The organism is Marinobacter sp. E2 (assembly GCF_055755345.1).
The window spans coordinates 1,810,589-1,835,296 of record NZ_CM146911.1 but is presented as its reverse complement, the minus strand read 5'-3'; the positions used below and the strand labels follow the sequence as shown (position 1 = coordinate 1,835,296).

Annotated in this window: 18 protein-coding genes, 1 pseudogene and 1 riboswitch; of the genes and pseudogenes, 13 read left to right on the top strand and 6 right to left on the bottom strand. The window is 60.6% G+C overall.

Annotated features, from left to right (window positions below; all coding sequences use genetic code 11):
• Positions 1-3: 3 nt before the first annotated feature.
• A complete protein-coding gene (gene gspE / locus AC0J1C_RS08395) occupies positions 4-1,512 on the bottom strand; it encodes a type II secretion system ATPase GspE (RefSeq protein WP_473046420.1) in 1,509 nt (502 codons plus the stop codon).
• Between the two features lie 166 nt (positions 1,513-1,678).
• On the opposite strand from gspE, the gene AC0J1C_RS08390 reads away from it, so the two are divergent.
• The 5 genes from AC0J1C_RS08390 to AC0J1C_RS08370 all read left to right on the top strand — a co-directional run bounded on the left by AC0J1C_RS08390 (position 1,679) and on the right by AC0J1C_RS08370 (position 7,928).
• Entirely contained in the window at positions 1,679-2,329 is a 651-nt protein-coding gene (locus AC0J1C_RS08390; protein ID WP_473046419.1) for a type II secretion system protein N, read from the top strand.
• Positions 2,330-2,337: 8 nt separating this feature from the next.
• The gene (locus AC0J1C_RS08385) at positions 2,338-3,000 is read left to right on the top strand and encodes a transglutaminase-like cysteine peptidase (RefSeq protein WP_473046418.1); all 663 of its coding nucleotides are present in this window, start codon (positions 2,338-2,340) and stop codon (positions 2,998-3,000) included.
• A gap of 137 nt (positions 3,001-3,137) precedes the next feature.
• Positions 3,138-4,772: an FAD-binding oxidoreductase gene (locus tag AC0J1C_RS08380; protein ID WP_473046417.1), complete on the top strand. Its 1,635-nt coding sequence runs from the start codon at positions 3,138-3,140 to the stop codon at positions 4,770-4,772.
• On the top strand, positions 4,769-6,379 hold the full coding sequence (locus tag AC0J1C_RS08375; RefSeq protein ID WP_473046416.1) for a glycerol-3-phosphate dehydrogenase/oxidase: 1,611 nt from the start codon (positions 4,769-4,771) through the stop codon (positions 6,377-6,379). Before AC0J1C_RS08380 ends, AC0J1C_RS08375 begins: the two co-directional genes overlap by 4 nt.
• Entirely contained in the window at positions 6,369-7,928 is a 1,560-nt protein-coding gene (locus AC0J1C_RS08370; protein WP_473046415.1) for an FGGY-family carbohydrate kinase, read from the top strand. Before AC0J1C_RS08375 ends, AC0J1C_RS08370 begins: the two co-directional genes overlap by 11 nt.
• A 48-nt stretch (positions 7,929-7,976) precedes the next feature.
• Here the strand turns inward: AC0J1C_RS08370 and AC0J1C_RS08365 are convergent, their stop codons facing one another.
• A complete protein-coding gene (locus AC0J1C_RS08365; RefSeq protein ID WP_473046414.1) occupies positions 7,977-9,194 on the bottom strand; it encodes a D-amino acid dehydrogenase in 1,218 nt (405 codons plus the stop codon).
• Between the two features lie 169 nt (positions 9,195-9,363).
• Positions 9,364-9,482: riboswitch (glycine riboswitch) on the bottom strand.
• A gap of 104 nt (positions 9,483-9,586) precedes the next feature.
• Between AC0J1C_RS08365 and AC0J1C_RS08360 the strand changes: the two genes are divergently transcribed.
• From AC0J1C_RS08360 to AC0J1C_RS08340, 5 genes are all read left to right on the top strand, one after another.
• Positions 9,587-11,068, top strand: a complete 1,482-nt coding sequence (locus tag AC0J1C_RS08360) for a DUF3336 domain-containing protein (RefSeq protein WP_473046413.1) — start codon at positions 9,587-9,589, stop codon at positions 11,066-11,068.
• Between the two features lie 106 nt (positions 11,069-11,174).
• Positions 11,175-11,582 (top strand): antitoxin Xre-like helix-turn-helix domain-containing protein, encoded by a 408-nt coding sequence (locus AC0J1C_RS08355; protein WP_473046411.1) that lies wholly within the window; start codon positions 11,175-11,177, stop codon positions 11,580-11,582.
• On the top strand, positions 11,579-12,295 hold the full coding sequence (locus AC0J1C_RS08350) for an RES family NAD+ phosphorylase (protein ID WP_473046410.1): 717 nt from the start codon (positions 11,579-11,581) through the stop codon (positions 12,293-12,295). Before AC0J1C_RS08355 ends, AC0J1C_RS08350 begins: the two co-directional genes overlap by 4 nt.
• A gap of 183 nt (positions 12,296-12,478) precedes the next feature.
• Positions 12,479-12,703 (top strand): addiction module protein, encoded by a 225-nt coding sequence (locus AC0J1C_RS08345; RefSeq protein ID WP_473046409.1) that lies wholly within the window; start codon positions 12,479-12,481, stop codon positions 12,701-12,703.
• The gene (locus AC0J1C_RS08340) at positions 12,703-12,993 is read left to right on the top strand and encodes a type II toxin-antitoxin system RelE/ParE family toxin (protein WP_473046408.1); all 291 of its coding nucleotides are present in this window, start codon (positions 12,703-12,705) and stop codon (positions 12,991-12,993) included. The genes AC0J1C_RS08345 and AC0J1C_RS08340 overlap by 1 nt, the downstream gene beginning before the upstream one ends.
• Positions 12,994-13,010: 17 nt before the next feature.
• On the opposite strand, the gene AC0J1C_RS08335 is transcribed toward AC0J1C_RS08340, so the two are convergent.
• From AC0J1C_RS08335 to AC0J1C_RS08320, 4 genes and pseudogenes are all read right to left on the bottom strand, one after another.
• Positions 13,011-16,853: a DUF3427 domain-containing protein gene (locus AC0J1C_RS08335; protein WP_473046407.1), complete on the bottom strand. Its 3,843-nt coding sequence runs from the start codon at positions 16,851-16,853 to the stop codon at positions 13,011-13,013.
• A gap of 98 nt (positions 16,854-16,951) precedes the next feature.
• Positions 16,952-19,612, bottom strand: a complete 2,661-nt coding sequence (gene fdhF, locus AC0J1C_RS08330) for a formate dehydrogenase subunit alpha (RefSeq protein WP_473046406.1) — start codon at positions 19,610-19,612, stop codon at positions 16,952-16,954.
• 46 nt (positions 19,613-19,658) lie between these two features.
• Positions 19,659-19,760, bottom strand: a pseudogene (locus AC0J1C_RS08325) (2Fe-2S iron-sulfur cluster-binding protein); the annotation flags it as partial.
• A gap of 9 nt (positions 19,761-19,769) precedes the next feature.
• The gene (locus AC0J1C_RS08320; RefSeq protein WP_473046405.1) at positions 19,770-21,485 is read right to left on the bottom strand and encodes an NAD(P)H-dependent oxidoreductase subunit E; all 1,716 of its coding nucleotides are present in this window, start codon (positions 21,483-21,485) and stop codon (positions 19,770-19,772) included.
• 355 nt (positions 21,486-21,840) lie between these two features.
• On the opposite strand from AC0J1C_RS08320, the gene AC0J1C_RS08315 reads away from it, so the two are divergent.
• From AC0J1C_RS08315 to AC0J1C_RS08305, 3 genes are all read left to right on the top strand, one after another.
• Positions 21,841-23,163, top strand: a complete 1,323-nt coding sequence (locus tag AC0J1C_RS08315) for a tyrosine-type recombinase/integrase (RefSeq protein ID WP_473046404.1) — start codon at positions 21,841-21,843, stop codon at positions 23,161-23,163.
• Positions 23,160-24,092: a hypothetical protein gene (locus AC0J1C_RS08310; RefSeq protein WP_473046403.1), complete on the top strand. Its 933-nt coding sequence runs from the start codon at positions 23,160-23,162 to the stop codon at positions 24,090-24,092. Before AC0J1C_RS08315 ends, AC0J1C_RS08310 begins: the two co-directional genes overlap by 4 nt.
• Before the next feature lie 105 nt (positions 24,093-24,197).
• Positions 24,198-24,389: a helix-turn-helix transcriptional regulator gene (locus AC0J1C_RS08305; protein ID WP_473046402.1), complete on the top strand. Its 192-nt coding sequence runs from the start codon at positions 24,198-24,200 to the stop codon at positions 24,387-24,389.
• The last annotated feature ends 319 nt before the right edge of the window (positions 24,390-24,708 follow it).

Here is a 24,708-nt window from a genome sequence, read left to right as displayed (position 1 = left end):
GGTTTACTGGCCCCGGTGCGTTACGCGGAGCACTTCCTCCACGGTGGTCACGCCGTCCAGTATCTTCTGCACGCCATCTGCATGAATGCTGGGCCCCCTGGTTCGGGCCACGTGCTCGAGATCCAGCTCGCCCGCCCGCTTGTGGATCAATGAACTGATCTCCTCCGACACCTCAACCACCTCGTAGATACCGATACGTCCCCGGTAGCCCAGCTGGTTGCAGTGGGAGCAGCCCTTGGCACGGTAAATGGTAGGCGGGTTAGCGGGATCCAGCTGCAGGAACTCGCAGTGCTCTTCGGACGGCGTGTAAGGCTCGCGACAGTCCTTGCACAACACCCGCACCAGGCGCTGGGCCACAATGCCCACCAGGCTCGAACTGATCAGGAAGGGCTCAATGCCCATGTCCATCAAACGGGTGATGGCGCCGACGGCGGTATTGGTGTGCAGCGTGGAGAGCACGAGGTGGCCGGTCAGACTGGCCTGCACCGCGATTTCAGCGGTTTCCAGATCCCGGATCTCACCGATCATCACCACATCCGGGTCCTGACGCAGGATCGCCCGCAGACCCCGGGCGAAGGTCATGTCCACCTTGGTGTTAACCTGGGTCTGGCCAATGCCCGGCAGGTTGTATTCAATCGGATCCTCGACCGTGAGAATGTTCCGGCTGCGATCATTGATTTCCTGCAGCGACGCGTAGAGCGTGGTGGATTTACCGGAACCGGTGGGGCCGGTTACCAGCAGGATGCCGTAGGGCCGGTGAATGAGGCGCCGCAGCACCTTCAGATCGTTGGCAGCCATACCCAGGGATTCCAGGCGAATGGCGCCTGCCTGCTTGTCGAGCAGACGCAGTACCACCCGCTCGCCGCTGGAAGACGGCATGGTCGACACCCGGATGTCCACTTCCCGGCCTGCCACCCGCAGGGCAATGCGGCCGTCCTGGGGCACCCGCTTCTCGGCAATGTCGAGTTTGGCCATTACCTTGATCCGGGACACCAGCAGCGGCGCGAGGGCGCGCTTGGGCTCCACAACTTCCCGCAGTACGCCATCGACCCGGAAACGAACCACCAGGCGCTTTTCATAGGTTTCGATATGAACGTCCGAGGCACTGGTTTTCACAGCCTCGGTCAGAATCGCGTTGATCAACCGGATAATCGGCGCGTCGTCTTCCTGCTCGAGCAGGTCCTCGGTTTCCGGCACCGAATCCGCCAGCGAGGCCAGGTCCATGTCATCACCGATGCCCTCCACCATCTGCATGGCTTCGGCGGAATCGTTCTGGTAGGCCGAGTTCAGGGCTTCATCAAATCGATCCGGATCAATGGTGGCAAAGCGGGCACGGCCGCCGCTGATGCGATTGGCCTCCGCCAGCGCCGAATGGGAGGCGCCCGGGCGTACAAGAATGACCGGATCGCCCTCGTCTGAACGGGTCAGGATCACGCCGTTGCGCTTGGCAAAGGTAAACGGAAGACGGCCCAGAGGAGCATCCTGCGCCTGAAGTTCGGTGTCTGTGTTCAAGGTCGTCCTCGTGGGTGAAACCCTTTTCGATTCAATCAATTCAGGAAGGCTACCACAGGATATGGACCCGCTGAATAACTCTATACACTATACTGCCACTAAACGCCGGCAGTCTGATAACCTGTGGGCTTTTTCACGGCTCACCAACTTGCATTCAGGAAGATCAATGCTCCTAGACAATCAACGGCTTCCCCTGGTTCTGGCATTGGTGGCGGGGGCCGCCATGGTGGCGCTGACCGGCTGGCAGGGCTACCAGTTCTGGCAAACGGTGAGCCAGCAGAGCCAATTCGGCGCGGTGGAACCGCTGGTTTCCGGTGCATCCGGGGTGCAGGAGCCGCCCAAGGTAGAACTCGCTACCCTTAGCCTATTCGGATCCGCCAACAGTGACGGCACGCCGCAGGAGATCGACACGGAAAACCTGCCGGAAACCAACCTGCGCCTGGCTTTGCGCGGTGTTCTGGCGGCCCAGGGCGACTTCCCGGGGAGCGCGCTCATCGAAGATGACAAGGGCAACACCGAGGCCTACCTGGTGGGCGACGAGCTGCCGGGCAATGCCACCCTCCGCTCCGTGCACCCCAATCGGGTCATCATTGCCCGCTCCGGAAAACTCGAGAACCTCTATTTCCCGGAAACCGAAGACCGCAGCGGCATGTCCTTTGCCGCCGAACCGGACGAAGAACCCGCCACTGCGGCCCCGCCGACCGAGGCCCAGAACACGGTCCGAAGCCCGGCGAACACCGCCAGCGACGAGCAGCGTCGGGAGGAAATCCGCCGTCGCCTCGAACAGCTCCGGGAACGCCTCCGGACCAACAACTGAGGCAACCCATGGAGACGGCAGCCTGCCAGATTCGCCGCCGCTCCAGCCTCTTGCCTGCCCTTGTGCTTGCGGTTTCCGTAGTTGGCGCCTTTGAGCTCAGCTCACGCCTGATGGACTACGTTCAGGAAGAATTCGGTACCGAAGCCCACCAGCGACTGCAGAACTGGCAGCGACTGCACGATCTGGCTGCCAACGCGCCCACCGACCGCCAGCTCCGGCTGGTGAACTCCTTCTTCAACCGGGTCAATTTTGTCAGCGATATCCGCCATTGGGGCGAGGAGGACTACTGGGCCACGCCGGTGGAACTGCTGACCACCAACGGCGGCGACTGCGAGGACTTTTCCATTGCCAAGTACCTCACCCTCAAATCCATGGGCGTGCCCGACGAAGAAATGCGCATCGTCTATGTCAAAGCCCTGGAACTGAACCAGGCACACATGGTTCTTGCGTGGTATCCCGAACCTGACGCCGATCCGCTGATCCTCGACAACCTGATAAACGACATTAAACCTGCCTCACAACGCACTGATCTTGAACCTGTTTACAGTTTTAACGGGGAAGGCCTCTGGGCGAACAAGTCAGGTGGCGAGCGCACCCGCATAGGCGATGCAGCCAAGCTGTCACGCTGGCAGGATCTCAACAGCAGGTTGACGGAATCGCTCCGGCCGTAACGGGTAAAAAATCGACAATCCACGCGTTTGCGGCGGCGCTGTCGGTAAATGACATTACCCCTGTCGTGAACCGACAACCGATTCATCACCGAACCGATTAGACTGCCGGGCATTGCTTTTCACTCAGGGAGATTCACATGCGACGCTGGAACGGCTGGGGCGATGACAGCTTTAACCTTGAAATGCCCGAACAGGGGCAGGAATTCCTTGCGAACCGGGTAGGTTCCAGCAAACCACTGCAAGACGCCACGCTCGAAAGCGTCTGCGCCCGGGTACCGGCAAGCCGCCTGACGGTTCCGGCGGAACTCGCTTCCCTCATCGACACCACAGCCGAAACCCGGGTGCGACACGCCCGGGGCCAGAGCCTGGCCGACTGGCTGGCCATGCGCAGCGGCGACTTTGGCGTGTTTCCCGACGGTGTGGCACAGCCGGAGAGCAGTGACGATGTGCAAAGGCTGCTGACCTGGGCGGCGACCGAAAACATCCACGTAATCCCCTACGGCGGTGGCACCAGCGTGGCCGGGCACATCAACCCGGAAGACCGGGGCCGCCCAGTACTCACCCTCGCCCTGGGCCAGATGAACCGCCTGCTGGACCTGGATACAGAGAGCCAGATTGCCACCTTCGGCGCGGGTACGCCGGGCCCTCTGGTGGAATCTCAGCTGCGGGCCCACGGCTTTACTCTCGGGCACTTCCCGCAATCCTTTGAACTCTCCACCTTGGGCGGGTGGGTGGCCTCCCGCTCCAGCGGCCAGCAGTCCCTGCGCTACGGCCGTATCGAGCAGCTGTTCGCGGGCGGGCGCATCGAAACTCTCCAGGGCACGCTGGAGATCCCCACATTCCCGGCCTCCAGTGCCGGGCCCGACGTTCGGGAGATGATCCTCGGCTCCGAGGGCCGCATTGGCGTGATCACGGAGGTGAAAGTGCGGGTCACCCCACTGCCGGAGAAGGAGCGCTTCCACGTGGTGTTTTTCCCGGATTGGGACAGCGCCCGCACCGCCAGCCGGCAGCTGGTGCAAAGCCGCATTCCGCTCTCCATGCTGCGCCTGAGCAACGCCGTGGAAACCGAAACCCAGCTGGCCCTGGCCGGCCACCCTACCCTGATCGGCCTGCTGGAGCGGTTCCTTTCGGCCCGCGGTGCCAGCGACGGCAAATGCATGATGACCTTTGGCGTAACGGGAAGTTCGCGGCAGTGTCGCCACGCCCTGCACGAGGCCCGTTCGGTGTGCAAGGCGCACAAGGGCGTGTACACCGGCACCCGCCTGGGCGACAAGTGGGCCGCCAAGCGTTTTACCATGCCCTACCTGCGCGAAGCGCTCTGGCAAATGGGCTACGCCGTGGATACCCTGGAAACCGCCACCGATTGGGACAACGTGGACAACCTGCTGGGCCGCATTGAAGCCAACCTGCGCGACGGCCTGGCCGAGCGGCAGGAGCGCACCCACGTGTTCACCCACCTGTCGCATTTCTACAGCCAGGGCTGCAGCATCTACACCACCTACGTGTTCCGGGTGGCCGACAGCTACGAGGAGACCCTGGACCGCTGGCGCACCCTGAAGGAAAGCACCTCCCGGGTGATCGCCCACAACGGCGGCACCATCAGCCACCAGCACGGCGTGGGCAAGGACCACGCGCCCTACCTGCCGGTGGAAAAAGGCGAACTGGGCATGCTCGCCATCCGTTCCCTGTGCCATGCGTTCGACCCGGGCGCGCTGTTGAACCCGGGCACGCTCTTCGATACGGAAACCGACACCCGGGAGCCGACAAAGTGACTGGTAGCAGCACTCGAACCGCTACCCTGGCCCAGCTCCGGGACGGCGAGCAGACCTTCGATCTGGTGGTGATCGGCGGCGGCATTACCGGCGCCGGCGTGGCCCGGGAAGCCGCAGGCAGCGGCCTACGTACCCTGTTGGTGGAACAGAAGGACTTCTCCTGGGGCACCTCCAGCCGCTCCTCCAAGATGGTCCACGGGGGCCTGCGCTATCTCGGCAGCGGGCACCTGGGGCTGACCCGGGACGCCGTGCGCGAGCGCGAGCGCCTGATGGCCGAGGCGCCTGGCCTGATCGAGCCGCTGCGTTTCATCATGCCCCACTTCCAGGGCCAGTTCCCCGGGCCTCGCCTGTTCCAGGGGCTGCTGCGGGTTTATGACGCCCTTGCCCGCAACCACAGCCGACATCGGCTCAAGCCGGCCGAGACCCTGTTCTGGGTGCCGGGCCTCACCGACCACCAGCTGGCCGGCGCCAGTGGCTTTACCGATGCGGTCACCGACGATTCCCGGCTGGTGCTGCGCCTGATTGCCGAGGCCCGACGGGACGGCGCCCTGTGCCTGAACTACACCCGGGCTTTGTCCATTACCCGGGATCAGGGCCGGGTAACCGGCGTGAGCATCCTGCCCGCGGGCACCGATGCGCCCATCCAGGTTTCCGCGCCACTGGTGATCAACGCCACCGGTGCCTGGGCGGATCGGCTTCAGTCGAAAGACCCGGCAGACAAAGCCATGACCCTCCGCCCCCTGCGCGGCAGCCACTTGGTGCTGCCCTGGCGGTGCCTGCCGGTGTCCTGCTCGGTGTCGCTGTTCCACCCCCGTGACAAGCGACCGGTGTTCGCCTTTCCCTGGCAGGGCACCACGGTGCTCGGAACCACCGACCTGGACCACGAAGGCGACCTGAACCAGGAGCCGGTGATTTCACCCGATGAGGTGCGCTACCTGCTGGACATTGCCGGGCGCCTGTTCCCGGGCAGCTCCGTTGCCGAAACGGATATCCTCTCCACCTGGGCCGGTGTTCGGCCGGTGGTCACCGACGGCACCGGCAAGGAGCCTTCGAAAGAAAACCGGGAACACGCCATCCAGAGCGACCGAGGCCTGGTGAGCATCGCCGGCGGCAAACTCACCACCTTCCGGGTAATCGCCCGGCAGGCCCTGAAGCTGGGCCTGGGTGACGATACCGGGGACCGCATACGCCCCGACGCCGAACCGGTGTTCCCCACGCCGCCAACCAAGGCTCGCCCGGAAGACATCGGCCACCAGACCTGGCAACGGCTCCGGGGCTTTTACGGCCAGGACCTGGCCTCCGTACTCGAAGCCGGCCCGTTGGCGCCGGTCACACCGGGCGGACCTAGCGATCTGCTCTGGGCCGAACTGTGCTGGGCCTGCCAGGCCGAGGATATCCAGCACCTGGACGACCTGATGCTGCGCCGCAGCCGCCTTGGCCTCGTTCTTCCTGACGGTGGTACGGCTCTCCTGCCCACTATCCGGCAACATTGCCAGACCCTGCTGAGTTGGACCGACGACACCTGGCAGGAGGAAGAAGCCCGATACCTGGCCATCTACCATAGCGCCTACTCTCTGCCCGGCCGGGAGGCGCACCATGGCGACTGAACCGCTGATCCTCGCCATCGACAACGGCACCCAGAGCGTGCGCGCCCTGCTCTTCGACCGCCAGGGCAACCTCGTGGGCAAGGGCAAGCAGGACATCGAGCCCTATTTCTCCCGGCAGCCGGGCTGGGCGGAGCAGCATCCGGAGTATTTCTGGGAGCAGCTCGGCCAGGCCTGCCGGCTACTCTGGGATTCCACGGACGCCCGCCCCGAGCAGGTCGCCGGCGTTACCGTCACCACCCAGCGCGGCACCGTGATCAACCTCGATGCCAACGGCCAGCCCCTGCGCCCGGCCGTCATCTGGCTCGACCAGCGCCACGCCCGGGTGGACGGCCCGGTGAAAGGCCCCTGGGGCTGGCTGTTCAAGCTGGCAAGGCTGGAAGACACCATTCACCGCTTCCGGGAGAACACCCAGGCCAACTGGATCGCCCAGAACGAGCCGGACATCTGGGCCAAGACCCGGCACTACCTGCTGCTTTCGGGCTACCTGAATTACCGCCTGACGGGCGAGTTCCGGGATTCCACCGGCAGCCAGGTGGGCTACATCCCGTTCGATTACAAGAAACACCGCTGGGCCGGGCGCCGGGACTTCAAATGGCTGACCATGCCAGTGAAACCGGAGATGCTGCCAGAGCTGGTACCGCCCGGAGGCACCCTCGGGCACCTGACGCCGGAGGCCGCCGAGCATCTGGGCCTCCCGTCGGGGCTGCCGGTGATCGCCGCCGCGTCAGACAAAGCCTGCGAGATCCTTGGGTCCGGCGGCCTGTCGCCCGAGATCGGCTGCATGAGCTACGGAACGACGGCCACCATCAACACCACCAGCGAGCGCTACGTGGAGCCCATCCGTCTGATGCCGCCCTACCCGTCGGCCGTGCCCGGCCGCTACGCCACCGAAGTCATGATCTACCGGGGCTTCTGGATGGTGAGCTGGTTCAAGCGCGAATTCGGGCTGCGGGAACAGAAGATTGCCGAAGAACGGGGCATCGAGCCGGAAGCGCTGTTCGATGAACTGGTTCGGGCGGTGCCGCCGGGCTCCATGGGCCTGATGCTGCAACCCTACTGGTCACCGGGCGTGCGCCAGCCGGGGCCGGAAGCGAAAGGCTCGATCATCGGGTTTGGCGATGTGCACACCCGCTCGCACATCTACCGGGCCATCCTGGAGGGGCTGGCCTACGCCCTGCGTGAAGGCAAGGAAAGAATCGAGAAGCGCAGCGGCGTGAAGATCACCAAACTGCGGGTGGCCGGCGGCGGTTCCCAGAGCGATGCCGCCATGCAGCTGACCGCCGACGTGTTCGGGCTACCCGCCGAGCGGCCCCACACCTACGAGACCTCCGGCCTGGGCGCGGCCATCGACGCGGCCGTGGGCCTGGGGTTGCATCCGGATTTCGACACGGCGGTGGCCGCCATGACCCGGGTCGGCGACGTGTTCGAGCCCAACCGGGACACCAGCGCGCTCTATCAACGGCTCTATTCGGAAGTGTATCTGAAGATGTACCCGCAGCTGCAGCCGCTGTACCAGACCATCCGCGAGATCACCGGTTATCCGCGCTAGGCGCAGATAACCGGCAACCCATTCAGCAAGGAACAGCCAGAGACAGGCTCAGTCTTTGCCGGCGACCGTTTCCGCCAGCATCTGGGCGGTGATGGCAGAGAGCGTCCAACCCAGGTGGCCGTGGCCGGTGTTGTAGAACACCGTCGGCAGCTTGCCGCGTCCTACCCGGGGCATCATGTTCGGCAGCATCGGCCGCAGCCCCGCCCAGGGCACCACGCGGCGGGTACACACGCCCGGGAAGCACTGCTCCACCCAGCGGATCAGCGGCTGGATGCGGTCGTCCCGAATATCCCGGTTGTAGCCGCTGAACTCGGCGGTACCGGCTACCCGGAACCGGCCATCGCCCAGGCGACTGGTGACGATCTTGGTGGCGTCGTCCAGCAGGCTCACGGTAGGCGCCGCCTTCTGGGAGGCCTCGTCGTCCAGCTGCACGGTAATGGAATAGCCCTTCACCGGATAGATGTTCACCCGGTCGCCCAGCTTGCTGGCCAGGGAACGGCTGCCAACGCCGGCACAGATCACCACGCCATCAAACGTATCCCGGGTCTGTTCCGTGCCGTCGTGGGAGGTCACCCAGGCGTTACGGGCGTCGGCGCTCAGCTCGGTCACGGTATGGCCGTAACAGGTTTTCACGCCCAGACGCACGATGGCATCGGCCAGGCCGTTGGTGAACTTGTGGATGTCGCCGGTGGAGTCGCTCTCGGTGTAGAAGCCCCCGTAGTAGGTGCCCGCGAGAGTCGGCTCGATGGACTTCATTTCCTCCGGCGTAACCGCGCGGCGCTCAAGGCCACCGGCGGCCAGCAGCTTGGACACGTGGGCGGCGTGGTCAAAGCCGGCCTTGTCGCGGTAGATGTGCAGGATGCCCTGCTTCTTCAGGTCGAAATCAATGCCCTCCTCTTCCGCCCACGCAAACAGGTGGTCGCGGGCCGCAATGGCCAGGCGGGCGGTTTCGGTGGTGTTCTTCTCGTACTGGGGAATGGCGGCAATGAACTCGGCAAACCAGCTCAGCTTGTGCCAGGAAGGCTTGGGATTCACCAGCAGCGGCGCATCCCGGCGAGACATCCACTTGATGCCCTTCATCACCGTTTGCCAGTTGTTCCAGACCTCCGCGTTGGAGGCAGACAGCTGGCCGCCGTTGGCGAAGGAGGTTTCCATCGCCGCATAGCGGTGTTTTTCATAGACGGTGACATCCAGGCCGCGCTTGGCCAGGGTGTACGCCGTGGTAATACCGGTAATGCCACCGCCAATAACAGCGATTCGCTTCATAACAGTCTCCGTGGAGCGCCAAGGGTTACCTCACTGCCCACATGGCAGCAAGCACCCCTTCCGTCACGGGACCTGAGAGATTCACGGCGTGCTCAGCTGGGCGAGCAACAGCCGCTTGCTCCTTCGGTGTGCCGACGGACGCAGACTGTCGGCAGCTCTTCGGAAAGTAGTCATGTCAGCGGTCCTTTTGCCTGAGAGTTTCCGGGGCAGTTGCTCCTTCGGCGCCGGTGCCATCGCCCAGGGCTTTGAACCCATGGACAGTGGACCGATCTCTCCCGCAGACATGTGTGATCTGCATAAAATGCAATCAACAGGCGCAAATTTAGCAAATAACAGCCATTCATGAAACTGTCTCAATGCAAAGCCCGGCGTGGATCGGCTATGGTGAGACTATGAATCAAACCACGGAACCAACCCCAAAACATAACGCCCGCGCCCGCAAGCAGCTCCAGAAAGAACTGGAACGGGCGCGGGACTACGAGCAGTGGCTGGCCACGGCCACCGCCCTGGACGACCTGGACGGCCTGCTGGCCTGGCGCGAGCAGGAAGAGACCGGCATGCTGCATGAAAGCCTGATGCGCCAGCACATGGCCAGCATGCAGCAGTGCCGCACGAATACCGACACCCGCCGACTGATCCGGGTGTTGCAGGAAAGCCTCTATCGACACCTTGGCGAGCTCTCCAACCCGGAGCTCTACAACGTGGCCCGCAGTGGCACCAACCGCCTGGTGCAGGAATTCCTCAGCGAGGTGGAAACCTCCATGGAATTCATCTGCAGCCACCCCATCCCGGAAGTCAGCACCGCCCGGAAGCTGGAGATGTTCCGCGACGCCGAGCGGGTCTACGGCCGCCCGGCACTGATGCTAAGTGGCGGCGCGGCTTTCGGCATTTACCACATCGGCGTTGCCCGGGCGCTCTGGCGCCAGAACCTGCTGCCGGATGTGATCGCCGGCTCCAGCATGGGCGCCGTTGTGGCCGCCGCCATCTGCACCCGGAACAACCGCAAGGTGACCGAATTCTTCGAGCACCCTGAACGCATCCACCTGCAGGCGTTCCGCTGGCTGGGCATGCGGGACGGGCTGCGCGAAGGCCATGCCATGGACCCGCGCCAGCTGCACGAACACCTGCTCGCCAACCTGGGCAGCGTAAGCTTCAAGGAAGCCCACGATCACAGCGGCCGCACCCTGAATATCTCGGTCTCGCCCACCCGCACCCAGCAAAAGCCGAGATTGCTGAACTGGCTCTCCTCACCCGAGGTACTGGTGGATTCCGCGGTGATGGCCTCCTGCGCGGTGCCCGGCATCTTCCCGCCGGTGACCCTTCAGGCCCGGGAGGCCACCGGCGGCCCGAACAGCAGCGTGCCCTACATGCCCACCGAACGATGGATCGATGGCAGCGTGCACGGCGACCTGCCGCTGATGCGCATGGCCCGCCTGCACAACGTGAACAAAACCATCGTGAGCCAGGCCAACCCCCACGTGGTGCCGTTTATTACCCATCACGATGAAAGCGGGCTCAAGGCCTGGGCCAAAAAGGCCGCCGTCTCCCTCGCCCACGGCCAGCTGGCCACCGCCCTGAAACTCACCCGCCAGAGCCCGACACCCGGGCTCATCCGCCCGCTGATCGAGCAGGCCCACGCCATGGCCAGCCAGGAGTACCTGGGCGACATCAACATCCATTTTCCGCTCCGGCCTTCGCTCTACCGCAAGGTACTGGCAAACCCGAGCCCCGAGGACCTGGACATGTTCATCCAGCTCGGCGAACAGGCCACCTGGCCGAAACTGGCGATGATCAAGGACCAGACCCGCATCAGCCGGGCGTTTGACCGGTGCATTCGTGGCCTGGAACAGGTACTGGCGAAGGAATCCGCGTAACCCGACGCCAGCAAACCGCTGCCAGGCGACCAATCGCATCCGGATGTGCATATTCGTACATATTCTCTTATAATGACCATATGTGCACATACCGGGAGGCCAAACCATGGCTGAGCCACTGAAAAAACTGCCTGAAACCGTCGACAACGACGCCCTGCGCGGCCACGTGGCCCTGAAAGGCTTCTTCAACATCTGCCGGGAATGGGGCTGCACCCAGGAAGAGATGATGCAGATGCTCGGCGGCATCTCCCGGAGCACCCTGGCCAAGTACCAGAAGCTGCCCTACGTGCGGCTTTCGCGGGACACCCTGGAGCGCATCAGCTACATCCTCGGCATCTACAAGTCCCTGCGAGTGATGTACCCGACGGCCGAGCGCGCCAACCGCCGCATCCGGCTGGCCACCACCGAAGTGCCCTTCTCCGGCGCCTCCGCCCTGGAATTCATGACCCGCGGCTCCATGAAGCACCTGATGCAGGCCCGGCGCTATTTCGATGCCAAGCGGGGCTGGGCGTGAGACCCACCCCGCCACTGGTGCTGCCCGAGTGGAAAGCCCACCGCATCATCCCCAGCCACTACCCGCCCATTGACCTGTTCGAGCGCATCTACGACACCGCCGAAGAACTGGACATCGCCTTTGAAATCGAGGCCATGACCAACGACCGCCTGCTCGACCAGGCCGGCAGCCTCCAACTCGTGCCCACCGAAGATCGCCTCATCGGCCCCGGCGCCAGCCCGGTCATGGCCGCCTTCACCCACCTGGGCTTTGGCAGCCGGTTCACCAACGGCGATTTCGGCGTGTACTACGCCGCCGATTCACTGGAAACCGCGATCGCCGAGACCGTCTACCACAAAGAACTGGAAATGGCCGCCGCCAACGAAGAATCCATCGAACTCACCATGCGCTGCTACATCGGCGACATCGCCCGGCCCCTGCACGACATCCGTGCCAGCGACTTCGCCGATCTGCACGATCCAGACGACTACGCCGCCAGTCAGGCCTTCGGCGCCAAATACCGCGCCAAGGGATCGGACGGCCTGCTCTACCACTCGGTACGCAGACCTGGCCACGAATGCATTGCCGCGTTTAGGCCGGTGGCCTTACATGCGCCGGTTCAGGGTGAGCATTTGCGGTATTTCTGGGATGGGCAGAAGCGGCGGATTACGCATTGGGCGCGGATTTCGGATGCGCATGAGGTGATGCCCGGCACAGACAGAACCGGCTGGTAGCACCAGGACTGACCACCCAGCATGTTGATCACTTTGATCGGCATCAGCCTCACAGACGCATCAAGCGTAAATCCGCCCTTGCGGAAGTCGCTGGGATTAAGAAGGAGTCGGGGCGCAAAATAACTCATAAAGCATTATCATGGAGCCCATACACGGCCCTTCACCACTCTTGGAGCAAACACTATGCGCCTTCAGGATTTGATTGACGAGGCTAGCGCTCTTCCCGTCGACGAGCGAGCGCTGGTTGTAGAGTCACTATTGAAAAGCCTAAACCCAATCGAAGCCACTGTTGACGAAAAATGGGCAGAGGTCGCCGAGAGCCGCCTGGAGGAACTGGAATCCGGCAAGGTAAACCCAGTGTCCGGCGATGAGGTTTTCAGGAAAATTCGGAGTAGGCTGCACAAATAATGGATTATTCCTTTCACCCCGCAGCGGAAGCGGAATTGAATGATGCAATCGATTACTACGAATCAATCCAAACTGGCCTTGGAGTCGATCTGGCCGAGGAAGTCGAGCAAGCAGTAGTCAGGGCTGTCAAATTTCCGCAGGCCTGGAGCTTCATTCGGAAACCTGTTCGTCGCTCACTCGTCAAACGATTCCCCTACGGCGTTCTTTACGTTGAGAAAAAGAACAGCATTTTCATTCTTGCTGTGATGAATCTTCATCGTGAGCCAGATTATTGGAAAAACCGGCAATAACCAAGGATTCCTCGCTGTCAGTTCAGAAGTCGGAAAATCACGCTCATTGGACTGCTACCCTCATGGCTCTGATACTCGACAGGCCCAAAATAAGTGAAGGGCGCCGCTTTGCCATTACGCAGCTTATTTTCCCGGACAAATAAGTGTACTGAAAGTCCAAGTTTCTTGTGTTCAATAAGCTCCCGACCGCGCTTGTTTTGAGGAGTGGTTGAGTTCTGACTCTGCCAATGGAAGGTATGTTCATCTATCCAATGATCGACATAACGGTGTTGGGCGCCTTTGCCCTGCTTATTCAGTGTCACCAGCAGAACATGGGCGTTGGCCTCTTTCAGAAACACGTGACCACTTTGCCAATTACCCGGATTAAACGTTGCGCCGAATAGAGACGGAATCTCCTCTCTTGGAATTTCCTGGCCGACAGCCATTTCCAACGGATTAATGATTTCGCAAAAGCGGGCGAATGTTCGAAACTGTTCGACCAGTTCGGGAGTGACAACAATATCTTGGTAGTCTGGGTTAGCCGCTTCCAGCCGATACTCGCCGACAGGTGATTTGCGAACCGTCCGAAGAAGGTATTGTGTGTCGCCTGAATCATCCATCCGTTCTATTGCCAGGGTTTTTCCAGTGATAGAACCTGCCTGGTTGGGATTAATCTGCTCAAGCAAAAGATAATCACCGTCGTGGATCGGCTGCTTGCCACCATTCATGGAGTTACCTGAAGCTCTGGCAATGAAATGGCGATTGGGTTCTATCCGCCCATGCCCCAACCCAATGGACCTGTACTCCGGTTCTTCCGCATTGCTGGTTCTGAAATGGCCACACGCAATTTTTAGTGATGGAAAATAGGGCAACTCTATTCCGGAGGGCGTAATCGGAACCACGTTTTCAAAGTGCGACTGGTCTTGTTTTTGAGACTGGCGAGCCTCATAGGACGCCAATCGATAGTCAATCAGTTCCTGAACCATCTCTTCGAACGAAGAAGTTTGATTGCCCTCAAGCTTAATAACGGGTTTGAAGCGACTATTCTCAATCTCAAAAACAGCGGGAGATTTATTGGTCCAATGATCGATAGGGTTCTTTTTCCAATACTGCTGCCATTGCGGCGAGGACCCCTCAACGTGTTTTACTGAATCAGCTATTTCGTTAAAGAGCCTGGGGCGGCGTTTCAGCGTCTCCCAGGATACTTGGGCCAGTGTCGAAAGCTCTGGGGGAGTACGCCACCCGCCCAGTTGTTGGAACGCCTCAAGCAGAATCATCTTGAAAGATTTGCTCATAGCCGTCGTTTCGACTTCTAGTAAAAAGGCCTCGTAACTGGAGAGAAGCTCCGCTTCAATTTCAGTGAGGTCGTCCATGTCCCGAACCAACCCAAACCAACTTCCGTGCAGCTTTCGGGTCTTAGTGATACTGGCACCGAAATGGTAGTACTCAGTCAGCGTCGGGCGGCGACCTAATGTGTCTTTCAATGCCTGATAGTCCTTCTCAGTGCCCTGATCATCAAGACCTTTGAGAAAATCGATCACCTTTAGGTCGTAATTGATGAAACAACCGTCGGGCAGGTCCAACTGCTGCTTTTCCGCTTTCCTGGCAAACTCTGCCAGTTGCCGGTGGTTCATCGCCTGACCGATTAGCGCCTGGGGCTTATGCAGGAAACTTCGGTGATTGCCCACAAAATCAAGAATCACGAGCTTGTCTTTACCGGTCGACACGCTTTGCCGTAGTCCACGGCCAATTTGCTGAAGAAACAAAATTTTGGACTCTGTGGGGCGCAGCAGAAGAACGGTATCGATGGCGGGTAGATCGACACCCTCATTGAAAAGGTCGACTGAAAAAATGACATCGAGCTGGCCGTTTTCCAGTCTCTCCAACGCCTCACCACGGGACATCTCAGATTCACCATGCACGGCCGCCGCACTGATTCCGCTCTTCGTGAACTGGCTGGCCATAAAATCCGCATGTGTTCGTGAAACGCAGAAGGCCAGGGTCCGGCTTTGCTTTTCTTTACTCCATACCTTTAGAACATGCTTGGCACGCCCATAGGTTGCCAGCTTGTTGGCCAGCAAATTGGGGTCAAACTTTCCGTTACGCCATGGGATTTCAGTGTAATCGACGGTTTCGTCGTAGATACCAAAGTAATGGAATGGCACCAGGAACTGGCCCTTTACGCCCTCAAACAAAGGGTATTCGAAAACCAGGTTGTCGTCACACAGTGACAGGATGTCCGAACGATCCGTCCGGTCTGGGGTTGCCGTTAATCCAAGCAGGAACTGTGGTGCAAAGTAACTCAGAAGGCGATGATAGATAGGCGCTGCGGCATGGTGAAATTCATCCACCACAATGTAGTCGAAATGCCGTGGGTCGAATCGGTCCAGATGGGTTTCTTTCCCAAGCGTTTGCACCGAAGCACACAGGATATCGACCGTTCGATCCCGCTGCTTGCCCATGTAGAACCCAACGCGGCTATTCGGCTTGATTCGCAGGTACGTCTCGGCCGCCTGGTAAAGAATCTCCTCGCGATGGGCGACAAAAAGGATTCTCCTGGCACCCACCTGAACGGCGTCAAAGGCAGATAACCAGGTTTTGCCAAGGCCCGTCGCTAACACGACCAAGCCTCGTCGGTAACCCTCAACGCGAGTCAGATTCAGTGCTTCCAATGCTTCTTGTTGCACTTGATTTGGCGTTGGAGTTTCCAGCTTCTCGTCACTGCCGGGTTCCAAAGACTGTACGGGTGGCTTTCTCCGTTTCTCGTACTCGTCGATCCAGTTGTCAGTGAGCGGCACCACATTCGGGTGTTGAAAAAGTTCATCGAACCTACTGGCAGCCTCGAGGTAACCAGAATCCGGAGGGAAATCCACCTGGTAATTCCATTCCAACCCATCCTGAAGCGCCTGGCGGCTGATATTGCTGGAGCCGATAAATGCCCGACCCCACATTTGGTGATTCTCGACATGGCCTGCGAAGAGATAGGCTTTCAGATGGAAGCTGCTCCCCCGGCTTTCATAAATGCGCACCTGAGCTCCGTGGTCGTGCAGCAGGACAAGCTTTCGCAGTGCCTCGGAATCGGTAATGTCGAGGTAATCGCTTGTGAGAATGCGAATACAGGCGGGATCAGGCTCTCTTTGCAGCGCACTCACCAAATCCGGGAACAAGAGATTTAAGCCCGTTGTTTTCACAAACGCTACGGCCATATCTATTTGGTCAGCGGCTTTAATGGCCTGACACAATTTCGGCAGAAAATGGTGATCTTTACCGCCCGTCGTTAACTTATCCGGAGAAGCCGGGGACTTACTCAGCAGAACATTCAACCATTGCTCATCTCTGTCGGGCCGCTGATCATCGCTGCGCCACATCCGACAGGATTCAAATCCTGGCAAATCACGGATCCACTGCTCGGCAATCGTTTCATCAGCATCGGTAAAATGACGGCCATCGTGTTTGCGCTCTCCATTACCAACTTTGAAACTCATGTAGAGAACGCCATCGGGTTTCAGGGCATTCCAAAGCCTGCAAATAGCGACGGGTACCTCTTCAATTGGTAAATGCAAGAGGCTTGCACAGGCCCATATGCCGTCGTATGTACTGGACTCTCGGACATCCGAGAAATACCGATGCTGAACAGCTAAACCGGTTTTTTGCCGGGCAAGCACGGCAATGGCGTCTGAACCATCAAAGGCAGAAACACGATAACCATTCTGTTTGAAGAACAGCGCATCCCGACCGGAGCCACAGCCAGCATCCAGAATATGTCCTCCCTCCGGAAGCTTTGGCAGGAACTCTTTGTAAAGCTCTTCCATGCTGACTTGAAAGGTTGATTCAACAAACGCATCGGCATTGTCGTTGTAATAGGCCAGCGTTTCCTTCATTAAATCGTTCCCTTGCGACCAATTAGCCTGGTTTCTTTCCGTACCAGGCTACCAGGAGCGGGAGAAGCGGCCAACAGACTTTTTGGAGGAGACCCTCGCTAGCCCGGCGTCACCCGACAAGCCGCATACTTAAACTCCGGAATCTTCCCAAACGGATCCAGCGCCGGATTGGTCAGCACATTGGCCGCGGCCTCCACAAACGCAAACGGCACAAACACCATCCCCTCGGGCATGGTCTGGTCCGCCCGGGCAACCAGGGTGATGGCGCCACGGCGGGTTTCGATCCGGATGTCCTCCCCTGAAGCAATACCCAGGCGTTCCAGCTCGGCGGGCGCGAGATAGGCGGCGGCTTCGGGTTCGCGCTCGTTGAGCACGCGGCTTCGGCGGGTCATGGAGCCGGTGTGCCAGTGCTCCAGCAGGCGGCCGGTGGTGAGTACGGTGGGATAGGCCTGGTCCACCGGCTCGTCTGGCGGCAGGGGGCTGGCTGGTGAGAAGTGGGCGCGGCCTCCGGGTTTGGGGAAGGCATCGGAGAAGACCACGTCGTGCCCTGGCGCGTCGTCGGCGGAACAGGGATAGGTGACCGAGCCCTCACGCTCCAGGCGCGCCCAGGTGATGTGGTCGAGGGAGTGCATGCCCTGTTTCATTTCCGCGAAAACTTGCTCCGGGCCTTTGTAATCCCAACTCAGGCCGAAGCGCCGGGCGATTTCCTGGATGATCCACCAGTCGGGTTTTGCCTCCCCCGGTGGCGCCAGGGCGGCACGTCCCATCTGCACCTGCCGGTTGGTGTTGGTCACCGTGCCGGTTTTCTCGGACCAGGCGGCCGCCGGCAGGATCACATCGGCAAACTGGGCGGTTTCGGTCACGAACAGGTCCTGCACCACCAGGTGTTCCAGGGCTGCCAGCGCCGCCCGGGCGTGGGTGAGGTCCGGATCGGACATGGCGGGGTTTTCGCCGAGGATGTACATGCCTTTGATGGTGCCGGCCCGGATGGCGTCCATGATCTCCACCACGGTCAGCCCTGGTTCCGGGTCGAGTTCGGTGTTCCAGAGTTCTTCGAAGGCGGCCCGCAGCTGGCGATCAGCCACGGGCTGGTAGTCTGGCAGTACCATGGGAATCAGGCCGGCATCGGAGGCGCCCTGTACGTTGTTCTGGCCCCGCAAGGGATGCAGGCCAGTGCCGGGCCGGCCGGCGTGGCCGCAGGCCAGGGCCAGGGAGATCAGGCAGCGGGCGTTGTCGGTGCCGTGCACGTGCTGTGAGATGCCCATGCCCCAGAAGATCATCGCGCGGTCGGCACCGGCGTAGGCGCGAGCCACTTCGCGAATGGTGTCCGGTGCCACGCCGCAGACCGGGCTCATCACCTCCGGGGTCATGCCCGCCACGCTGGCCTTCAGATTCGCGAAGCCCTCGGTGTGGCCGTCGATGTAGGTCTGGTTGTAGAGGCCTTCGCTGATGATCACGTTCAGCATGGCGTTGAAGAGGGCCACGTCGCCGCCGGGCGAGAAGCGCACACTGCGCCAGGCGTAAGCATCCAGCGACTGGCCCCGGGGGTCGATGATAATCAGCTTGGTGCCGTTCCTCGCCGCCTGTTTGAAGTAGGTGGCCGCCACCGGGTGGTTCACCGCCGGGTTGCAGCCGGTGAGGATCACCACATCCGCCTGCAGCGCCTGCATGAAGGAGGCGGTCACGGCGCCCGAGCCCAGGCATTCCATGAGCGCGGCCACGGAACTGGCGTGGCACAGCCGGGTGCAGTGGTCGACGTGGTTTGAACCAAAGCCGGTGCGGACGAGCTTCTGGAACAGCCAGGCTTCCTCGTTGGAGCATTTGGCGCTGCCGAAGCCGGCAAGCGCACTAGGGCCGTGTCGGTCTTTGAGTTGGGTCAGGCCGTTGGCGGCCAGCTCGAGGGCCTCTTCCCAGCTTGCTTCCCGGAAATGGGTGAGCGGCTGGGCGGGGTCAAAGTCCGGGTCCAGGCCCTTGGGCACGCCCTCCCGCCGGATGAGGGGCCGTTTCAGCCGCGCCGGGTGCGACGGATAATCGAAGCCGAAGCGGCCTTTCACGCAGAGCCGTCCTTGGTTCGACGGTCCGTTACGGCCTTCCACGAAGAGAATGCGGCTTTCGTGACCTCCCGTTGCCGCCGCTGGCTCAGCCGGTTCGTCTTTTACGTGATAGGTGAGCTGGCAGCCGACACCACAATACGGACACACGGAATCCACAGTGCGGTCGGCCACGGCGGAATCGCCCCGGCCCTGTTCGTCGATCAGGGTCGCCGGCATCAGCGCTCCGGTCGGGCAGGCCTGAACACACTCGCCGCAGGCCACGCAGGTGCTCTCGCCCATGGGGTCATCGAAGTCGAACACCACTTTCGCCGCAGCCCCGCGATGGGCCAGGCCGATCACGTCGTTGCCCTGCACTTCCCGGCAGGCGCGCTCGCACAGCCCGCAGGTGATGCAGGCATCCAGATTGACGTTCATGGCCGAATGGGTGGCGTCCTGCCCCTGGGCGTGGGGCAGCGATTCGGCGCGTGGCTGCACGTGATGAACGGTGGGTTCGGTTCGCTCGAAACGAAGCGGAATGCGGTGGCGAACCTCGGCGGCATCGATGGCCAGCGCTTCTGCGGTATCCCACAGATGGCTTGAACGGTCGGGGCTGTTTTCCCGGGCCGGCTGGTCCGCCAGCAGCAGTTCCAGCACCCCTTTGCGGGCGGCCTGAACCCGGTCGGACCCGGCGCTTCGCACCACCATGCCGGGCGCGGCAGTTGCCATCGGCGCGGTAGCCAGGCGCGTCCTTGAAGCACAGGTGCGGGATGGTCTCGCCGGCCCGTTTGGCCACCTGCCAGAGTGTTTCGCCCGGGAAGGCGCGAACCTCGGTGCCGTCGAGGGTCAGGGTGAAGCCGTTATCGTGATCGCTCATGCCGCCTCCCTACCCTTTGGCAATCAGGTTGTGCCCGGCCAGTTCGCCGCGGAAATCCCGCAGCAGACTCAGAACCGGGTTCGGCGCGGCCTGGCCCAGGCCGCAGATGGAGGCATCGGCCATCACGCCGGCCAGTTGGCGGAGGGTTGCCTCATCCCAGGTATCCCGCTCCAGCAGGGTGAGCATTTTCTCGGTGCCCACACGGCACGGGGTGCACTGGCCGCAGGATTCATCCGCGAAGAACGCCAGCAGATTGGACGCCGCAGCGGCCAGGTTGTCCTGGTCGGACAGCACGATGATGGCGGCGGAGCCGATAAAGCAGCCCTGCTCCTGAAGGGTGTCGAAATCCAGTGGGATATCAGCCTTGCTGGCCGGCAGAATGCCACCCGAGGCGCCACCCGGCAGATACGCCAGCAGGCGGTGCCCCTGTGCCATGCCGCCGCAGTACTCCTCGATCAGCTCGTTGAGGGTAATGCCCGCCGGCGCCACGTGAACGCCGGGTTTTGCCACCCGCCCGGATACCGAGAAACTCCGCAGCCCCTTCCGGTCATGGCGCCCCTGGCCGGCGAACCAGTCGGCGCCCCGCGCGTGGATGCGCGGAATCCAGTACACCGTCTCCACGTTGTTCACCAGGGTGGGCCGGTTGAACAGCCCCTTCTGGGCCACGAACGGCGGCCGATGCCGGGGTTTGCCGGGTTTGCCCTCGAGGGATTCAATCAGGGCGGACTCTTCGCCGCAGATGTAGGCACCGGCGCCTCGACGCAGAACCACGTACCCGGGCGCCACCAGGCCGGCGGCTTCCAGTTCGTCGATGGCCTCTTTCAGCACGGTGAGCAGACCCGGGTACTCGTCCCGCAGGTAGAGGTAGAGTGCCTCGGCCTCCACGGCCCAGGCGCTGACCAGGGCGCCCTCCAGAAAGGTGTGGGGCTCGCGTTCAAGGTAATAGCGGTCCTTGAAGGTGCCCGGTTCGCCTTCGTCGGCGTTGATCACCGCATACCGTGGCCCCGGCTCAGCCCGCACCGCCTGCCATTTGCGAAAGGTGGGGAAGCCGGCGCCGCCAAGCCCGCGCAGGCCGGCGTGTTCGAGGTCTTCCAGAAGCTGCTCAACGCGCACCCGCCCTTCGCGGCAACCGGCCAACAGCTGATAGCCACGGCTGGCCTGGTAATCGGCCAGGCGTTGCCATTGGATGGGCGCCGGCTGGGTGCGTCCCTGGTCGATGGCTTCCGCTACGTTGTCTGGGGTGGCGTTGCTCACATGGTGATGCCCTACTGCCACCACGGGCGCTGCGTCGCAGCGACCCATGCAGGGGGCTCTCAGCACCCTCACCCGGTCAGGATTGGCGCCCTGGCTGAGCGCCTGGTGCAGAGCCTCGGCACCCGCCAACTGGCACGACAAGGAATCGCACACCCGCACCGTGATTTCCGGCGGCGGGGTTTGTTCGTCGTGAACCACGTCGAAATGGGCGTAGAAGGTGGCGGTTTCATAGATGGCCGCCATGGGCAGGTTCATGTAGGCCGCTAGGGCCCGGAGGTGTGCCATGGAGAGGTAGCCATGGGCATCCTGCAGCTGATGCAGGTGCTCGATCAGCCGGTCGCGACGGCGCAGGCCCGGGTCCGCCCGTTCGTCGCCGATCCGTTCCCGCAACTCCGTCAGGAGGGCCGGTTGCAGTTGGCGACCCCGGGGAGCCGAGCGCCGGTGTTTGGCCATCTTCTCGTCTGTTTTCATTGTTGTCGACCAGGCGCTGTGTATCCAGAACCAGCCTTGCTGGTTGGCTTTACCGCTGTAAAACCATTGAAGCACACGGGCCCGGGGTGACGCCAGGCACTGAAAACAGCAAGGTCAGAAAGCCGAAGTGCGTTCGGGAACGTGGGATAAGAAATCGGAGTAAGAAATCAGGGAAATAATGGAGGCGCGGGTCTCTGCCCTTACCATGTACTGCGCAGTAACATACTGCACCAAAAACCCCTGTTTATACTGACCTTTTCCTGATCCCTTGTAGCAAAGCGTAGTATAGAGTAGCATCCAGATTCAAGGTTTTTGTTGGATTTATGTTGGAACGCTACCAAGGGATTACAGCCTAGTGCCGAAAAAATCGAAGGCTCTATCAGCCAAACAGGTTGAGCATTTGAAGACCCCGGGGCTGCACAATGTTGGTGGTGCAGACGGTCTCTATTTGAAGGTATCAGATACCGGCGCCCGATCCTGGGTATTCAGATACGCTACTCCGGAAGTGCGCATCTCGAAAACCGGCAAACCTTTTCGAGCTCGCCGTGATTTGGGCTTAGGCGGTTATCCAGAAATCGGATTGGCTGAGGCTAGACAGGCCGCCCGCGAATATCGTCATCGCATCAAGAATTACGGTGAAGACCCTGCAGAACAACGACGAGCCGCACAACGGGAGTGGGCCGAAAGCCTCCGAAAGAATGTGTCGTTCGAGCAAGCCGCCCGCCAGGCTTTCGCCAAAAAGGCGCCAGAATTCCGAAGCAAGAAACACCGTGACCAATGGATCAGCCGGCTGGAACATTACGCCTTTCCAAAGATTGGCCAGCTACCGGTTTCTGAGATCGACGTTAACCACGTTTTAGACGTTCTCCGGCCTATCTGGCACACCAAAACGGAAACGGCTACACGGGTGCGTCAGAGGATTGAATCGGTTTTGACCTGGGCGAAAGTGTCCGGCCTTCGTGAAGGTGACAACCCTGCTGAGTGGCGGGGAAATCTGAAAGAGCTGTTACCAGATCCCAACAAACTGAGAAAGGCGCAACACTTCCCGGCCCTGCCATATAAGCGTCTTCCTGATTTCTTCAAAGCCGTGCGGGCTCGTGAGGGGTTTTCGGCTCGTGCGCTTGAGCTCGTCATTCTCACCGCCGCCCGATCTGGGGAAGTTCGCGGCGCCACTTGGAATGAACTCGACCTCAAAGCGGGCACCTGGAAGATTCCAGCCGACCGAATGAAGAACGGCAAAGCGCACACCATCCCGTTGACTAAGACCGCCGTGGAATTGCTGAAGGCCTTGCCGAGGCTTGAGGGCAACAACTATGTGTTCCCTGCCGTTCGGGGAGGCCAAATGTCTGACATGTCTCTCACCCAACTGGTAAGGCGTATGAATACCGATAACGAAAAGCCCTGGATCGATCCATCGACTGGACGAAATATCACGGTTCACGGATTGCGGAGCACCTTCAAAGACTGGTGCCGAGAGCGCACACGTTACCCGGATGAAGTCAGTGAATTGCAGCTTGCACATATCAACGACGACAAAACCCGGGCCGCCTACGCCCGCTCAGAGCTGATAGACAAGCGCCGCCTTATGATGGCGGATTGGGAGCAATTCTGTGTGCATGGCGACGGCGAGAAGGAAACAGGAAACGCAATGCTCACAGAGTTAGGGGGTAAGGCATGACAAAGGTTCTGAATAAGGACTGGCTGACCATCGCTGAAGCTGCATCGCACCTTTCTCAAATGGTTAGTGCAACGCCGCCGATTACCGACTCGGATATTATCCATTACGCCGCGTCAGGAAAGCTCACTCTCTCAGTGAAAACGTTTTCTTGTACCCCTGGGGTGTTTGGGTATTTTTATCCGAGAGGTTCGCGTCCGCCTCAGCCTGATAAAAGCCCCCCAGAATTCGAAGGTGAGGTTGTTTATCTTTGCGGAGCCCCATCTCAATTGGCTACGCAGCTCCACACCTATGAAAATGCCAAAAGGATGGAGACGGAGGAACCTAACCTGGACGAGATTTGGGAGGGGCCAGCGCTGGCGGTCATCGATAACAACTCTATACTTCGCCCGGGCGTCTGGGACATTCTTCATACTGCCATGGCACAAGAATACTTTGAGGCCCACTGGAGAAGCTGTATTGAGGCAGCCTCGAACGAGATCAATAAGCTGAGGAATGTTCAAAGTGAAAATTTCATCCGGCGTGGCGGACCTGGGGAACAGAATTGCTCTGACTTTGAGCTTTGCTTGGTCGAATCAGATCAAGCCAGCGCAGCATTGGTGAATCTTTCAGAACTGGCGTCGAGCGCAATCCTCTGTGTTCGGCAAAGGAATCTGGAAAGGCTGTTGTCAGACGCCGATTCAGAACATAGCCCACGGTATTCGAGACCCCCAACAACGCTTGAGGCCCAGAAAGAGGCAGTTCTTCACACTCTTACCCATGAACTTGGCCTCAATCCGCTAGACCTACCAGAGCGGAGGTTAGGCCCGAACAAAGGGGCGAAAGGCCAGTGTTGGGACATTCTGCAATCCAATAGACAGCTTTTCACCGAAAACTCATTTAAGGAAGCATGGAAAGAGCTGAAAAGAAGCGGAGAAATTAAAGGGGGGTGAAATTATGTGGTGAAATTCCCCACATCCCCCATATTGAAGTCCCCCACATCATCGAACCGAAACTGCTCATGTGTTCAACAATCTCTGTATCAGGAGAGCGCAACAATGAGCAGGCCCGCATTTCATTACTTATCGGATAAACAGCTTTCTGAACGACTGGAAGTTAGTCGGCAAACAATCTGGCGATGGGTTCGGGAAGGAAACCTTCCCCGACCGGTAAAGCTTGGCGCGAATTGTACTCGCTGGAAGTCAGCAGATATTGAAAGCTGGGAAGCCAGCAAGGGGGCGGCAGCATGAATGTTCGCAAGCCTCTAAAACCAGGTTCCTTCCTCCGCAACGGCCGTGAATATTTGGCGCTTAGTGAAGTTTCCAGAACCCTGAACCTACCCGCTCACGAAATCACTGACGCAGTTTCCCGTGGAGATCTCCATGTGGAGCGCGTATCCGGCTGCAAGGTCGTGGAGCTGGCGGAAGTAATGAGGTACATCAGCCTGAGGGAGTTGCGGGAGGCCAGGAAATGAAAAAGACGCCCGCCCCTACAGCAAAGCGCCTTCTTTCCCCAAGGCAGTATAGAGCACTCCGAGAACTCCTGACAGGTCCCCGATCCGTCCGCCAG

Bases quoted from the DNA above. Each gene is read 5' to 3' on its own strand.
- AC0J1C_RS08380 (WP_473046417.1), top strand. From the start codon at position 3,138: ATGCGACGCTGGAACGGCTGGGGCGATGACAGCTTTAACCTTGAAATG.
- AC0J1C_RS08305 (WP_473046402.1), top strand. From the start codon at position 24,198: ATGAGCAGGCCCGCATTTCATTACTTATCGGATAAACAGCTTTCTGAA.
- AC0J1C_RS08320 (WP_473046405.1), bottom strand. From the start codon at position 21,485: ATGAAAACAGACGAGAAGATGGCCAAACACCGGCGCTCGGCTCCCCGG.
- AC0J1C_RS08345 (WP_473046409.1), top strand. From the start codon at position 12,479: ATGCGCCTTCAGGATTTGATTGACGAGGCTAGCGCTCTTCCCGTCGAC.
- AC0J1C_RS08370 (WP_473046415.1), top strand. From the start codon at position 6,369: ATGGCGACTGAACCGCTGATCCTCGCCATCGACAACGGCACCCAGAGC.
- AC0J1C_RS08340 (WP_473046408.1), top strand. From the start codon at position 12,703: ATGGATTATTCCTTTCACCCCGCAGCGGAAGCGGAATTGAATGATGCA.
- AC0J1C_RS08335 (WP_473046407.1), bottom strand. From the start codon at position 16,853: ATGAAGGAAACGCTGGCCTATTACAACGACAATGCCGATGCGTTTGTT.
- AC0J1C_RS08310 (WP_473046403.1), top strand. From the start codon at position 23,160: ATGACAAAGGTTCTGAATAAGGACTGGCTGACCATCGCTGAAGCTGCA.
- AC0J1C_RS08385 (WP_473046418.1), top strand. From the start codon at position 2,338: ATGGAGACGGCAGCCTGCCAGATTCGCCGCCGCTCCAGCCTCTTGCCT.
- AC0J1C_RS08390 (WP_473046419.1), top strand. From the start codon at position 1,679: ATGCTCCTAGACAATCAACGGCTTCCCCTGGTTCTGGCATTGGTGGCG.
- AC0J1C_RS08355 (WP_473046411.1), top strand. From the start codon at position 11,175: ATGGCTGAGCCACTGAAAAAACTGCCTGAAACCGTCGACAACGACGCC.
- fdhF (WP_473046406.1), bottom strand. From the start codon at position 19,612: ATGGCAACTGCCGCGCCCGGCATGGTGGTGCGAAGCGCCGGGTCCGAC.
- AC0J1C_RS08365 (WP_473046414.1), bottom strand. From the start codon at position 9,194: ATGAAGCGAATCGCTGTTATTGGCGGTGGCATTACCGGTATTACCACG.
- AC0J1C_RS08360 (WP_473046413.1), top strand. From the start codon at position 9,587: ATGAATCAAACCACGGAACCAACCCCAAAACATAACGCCCGCGCCCGC.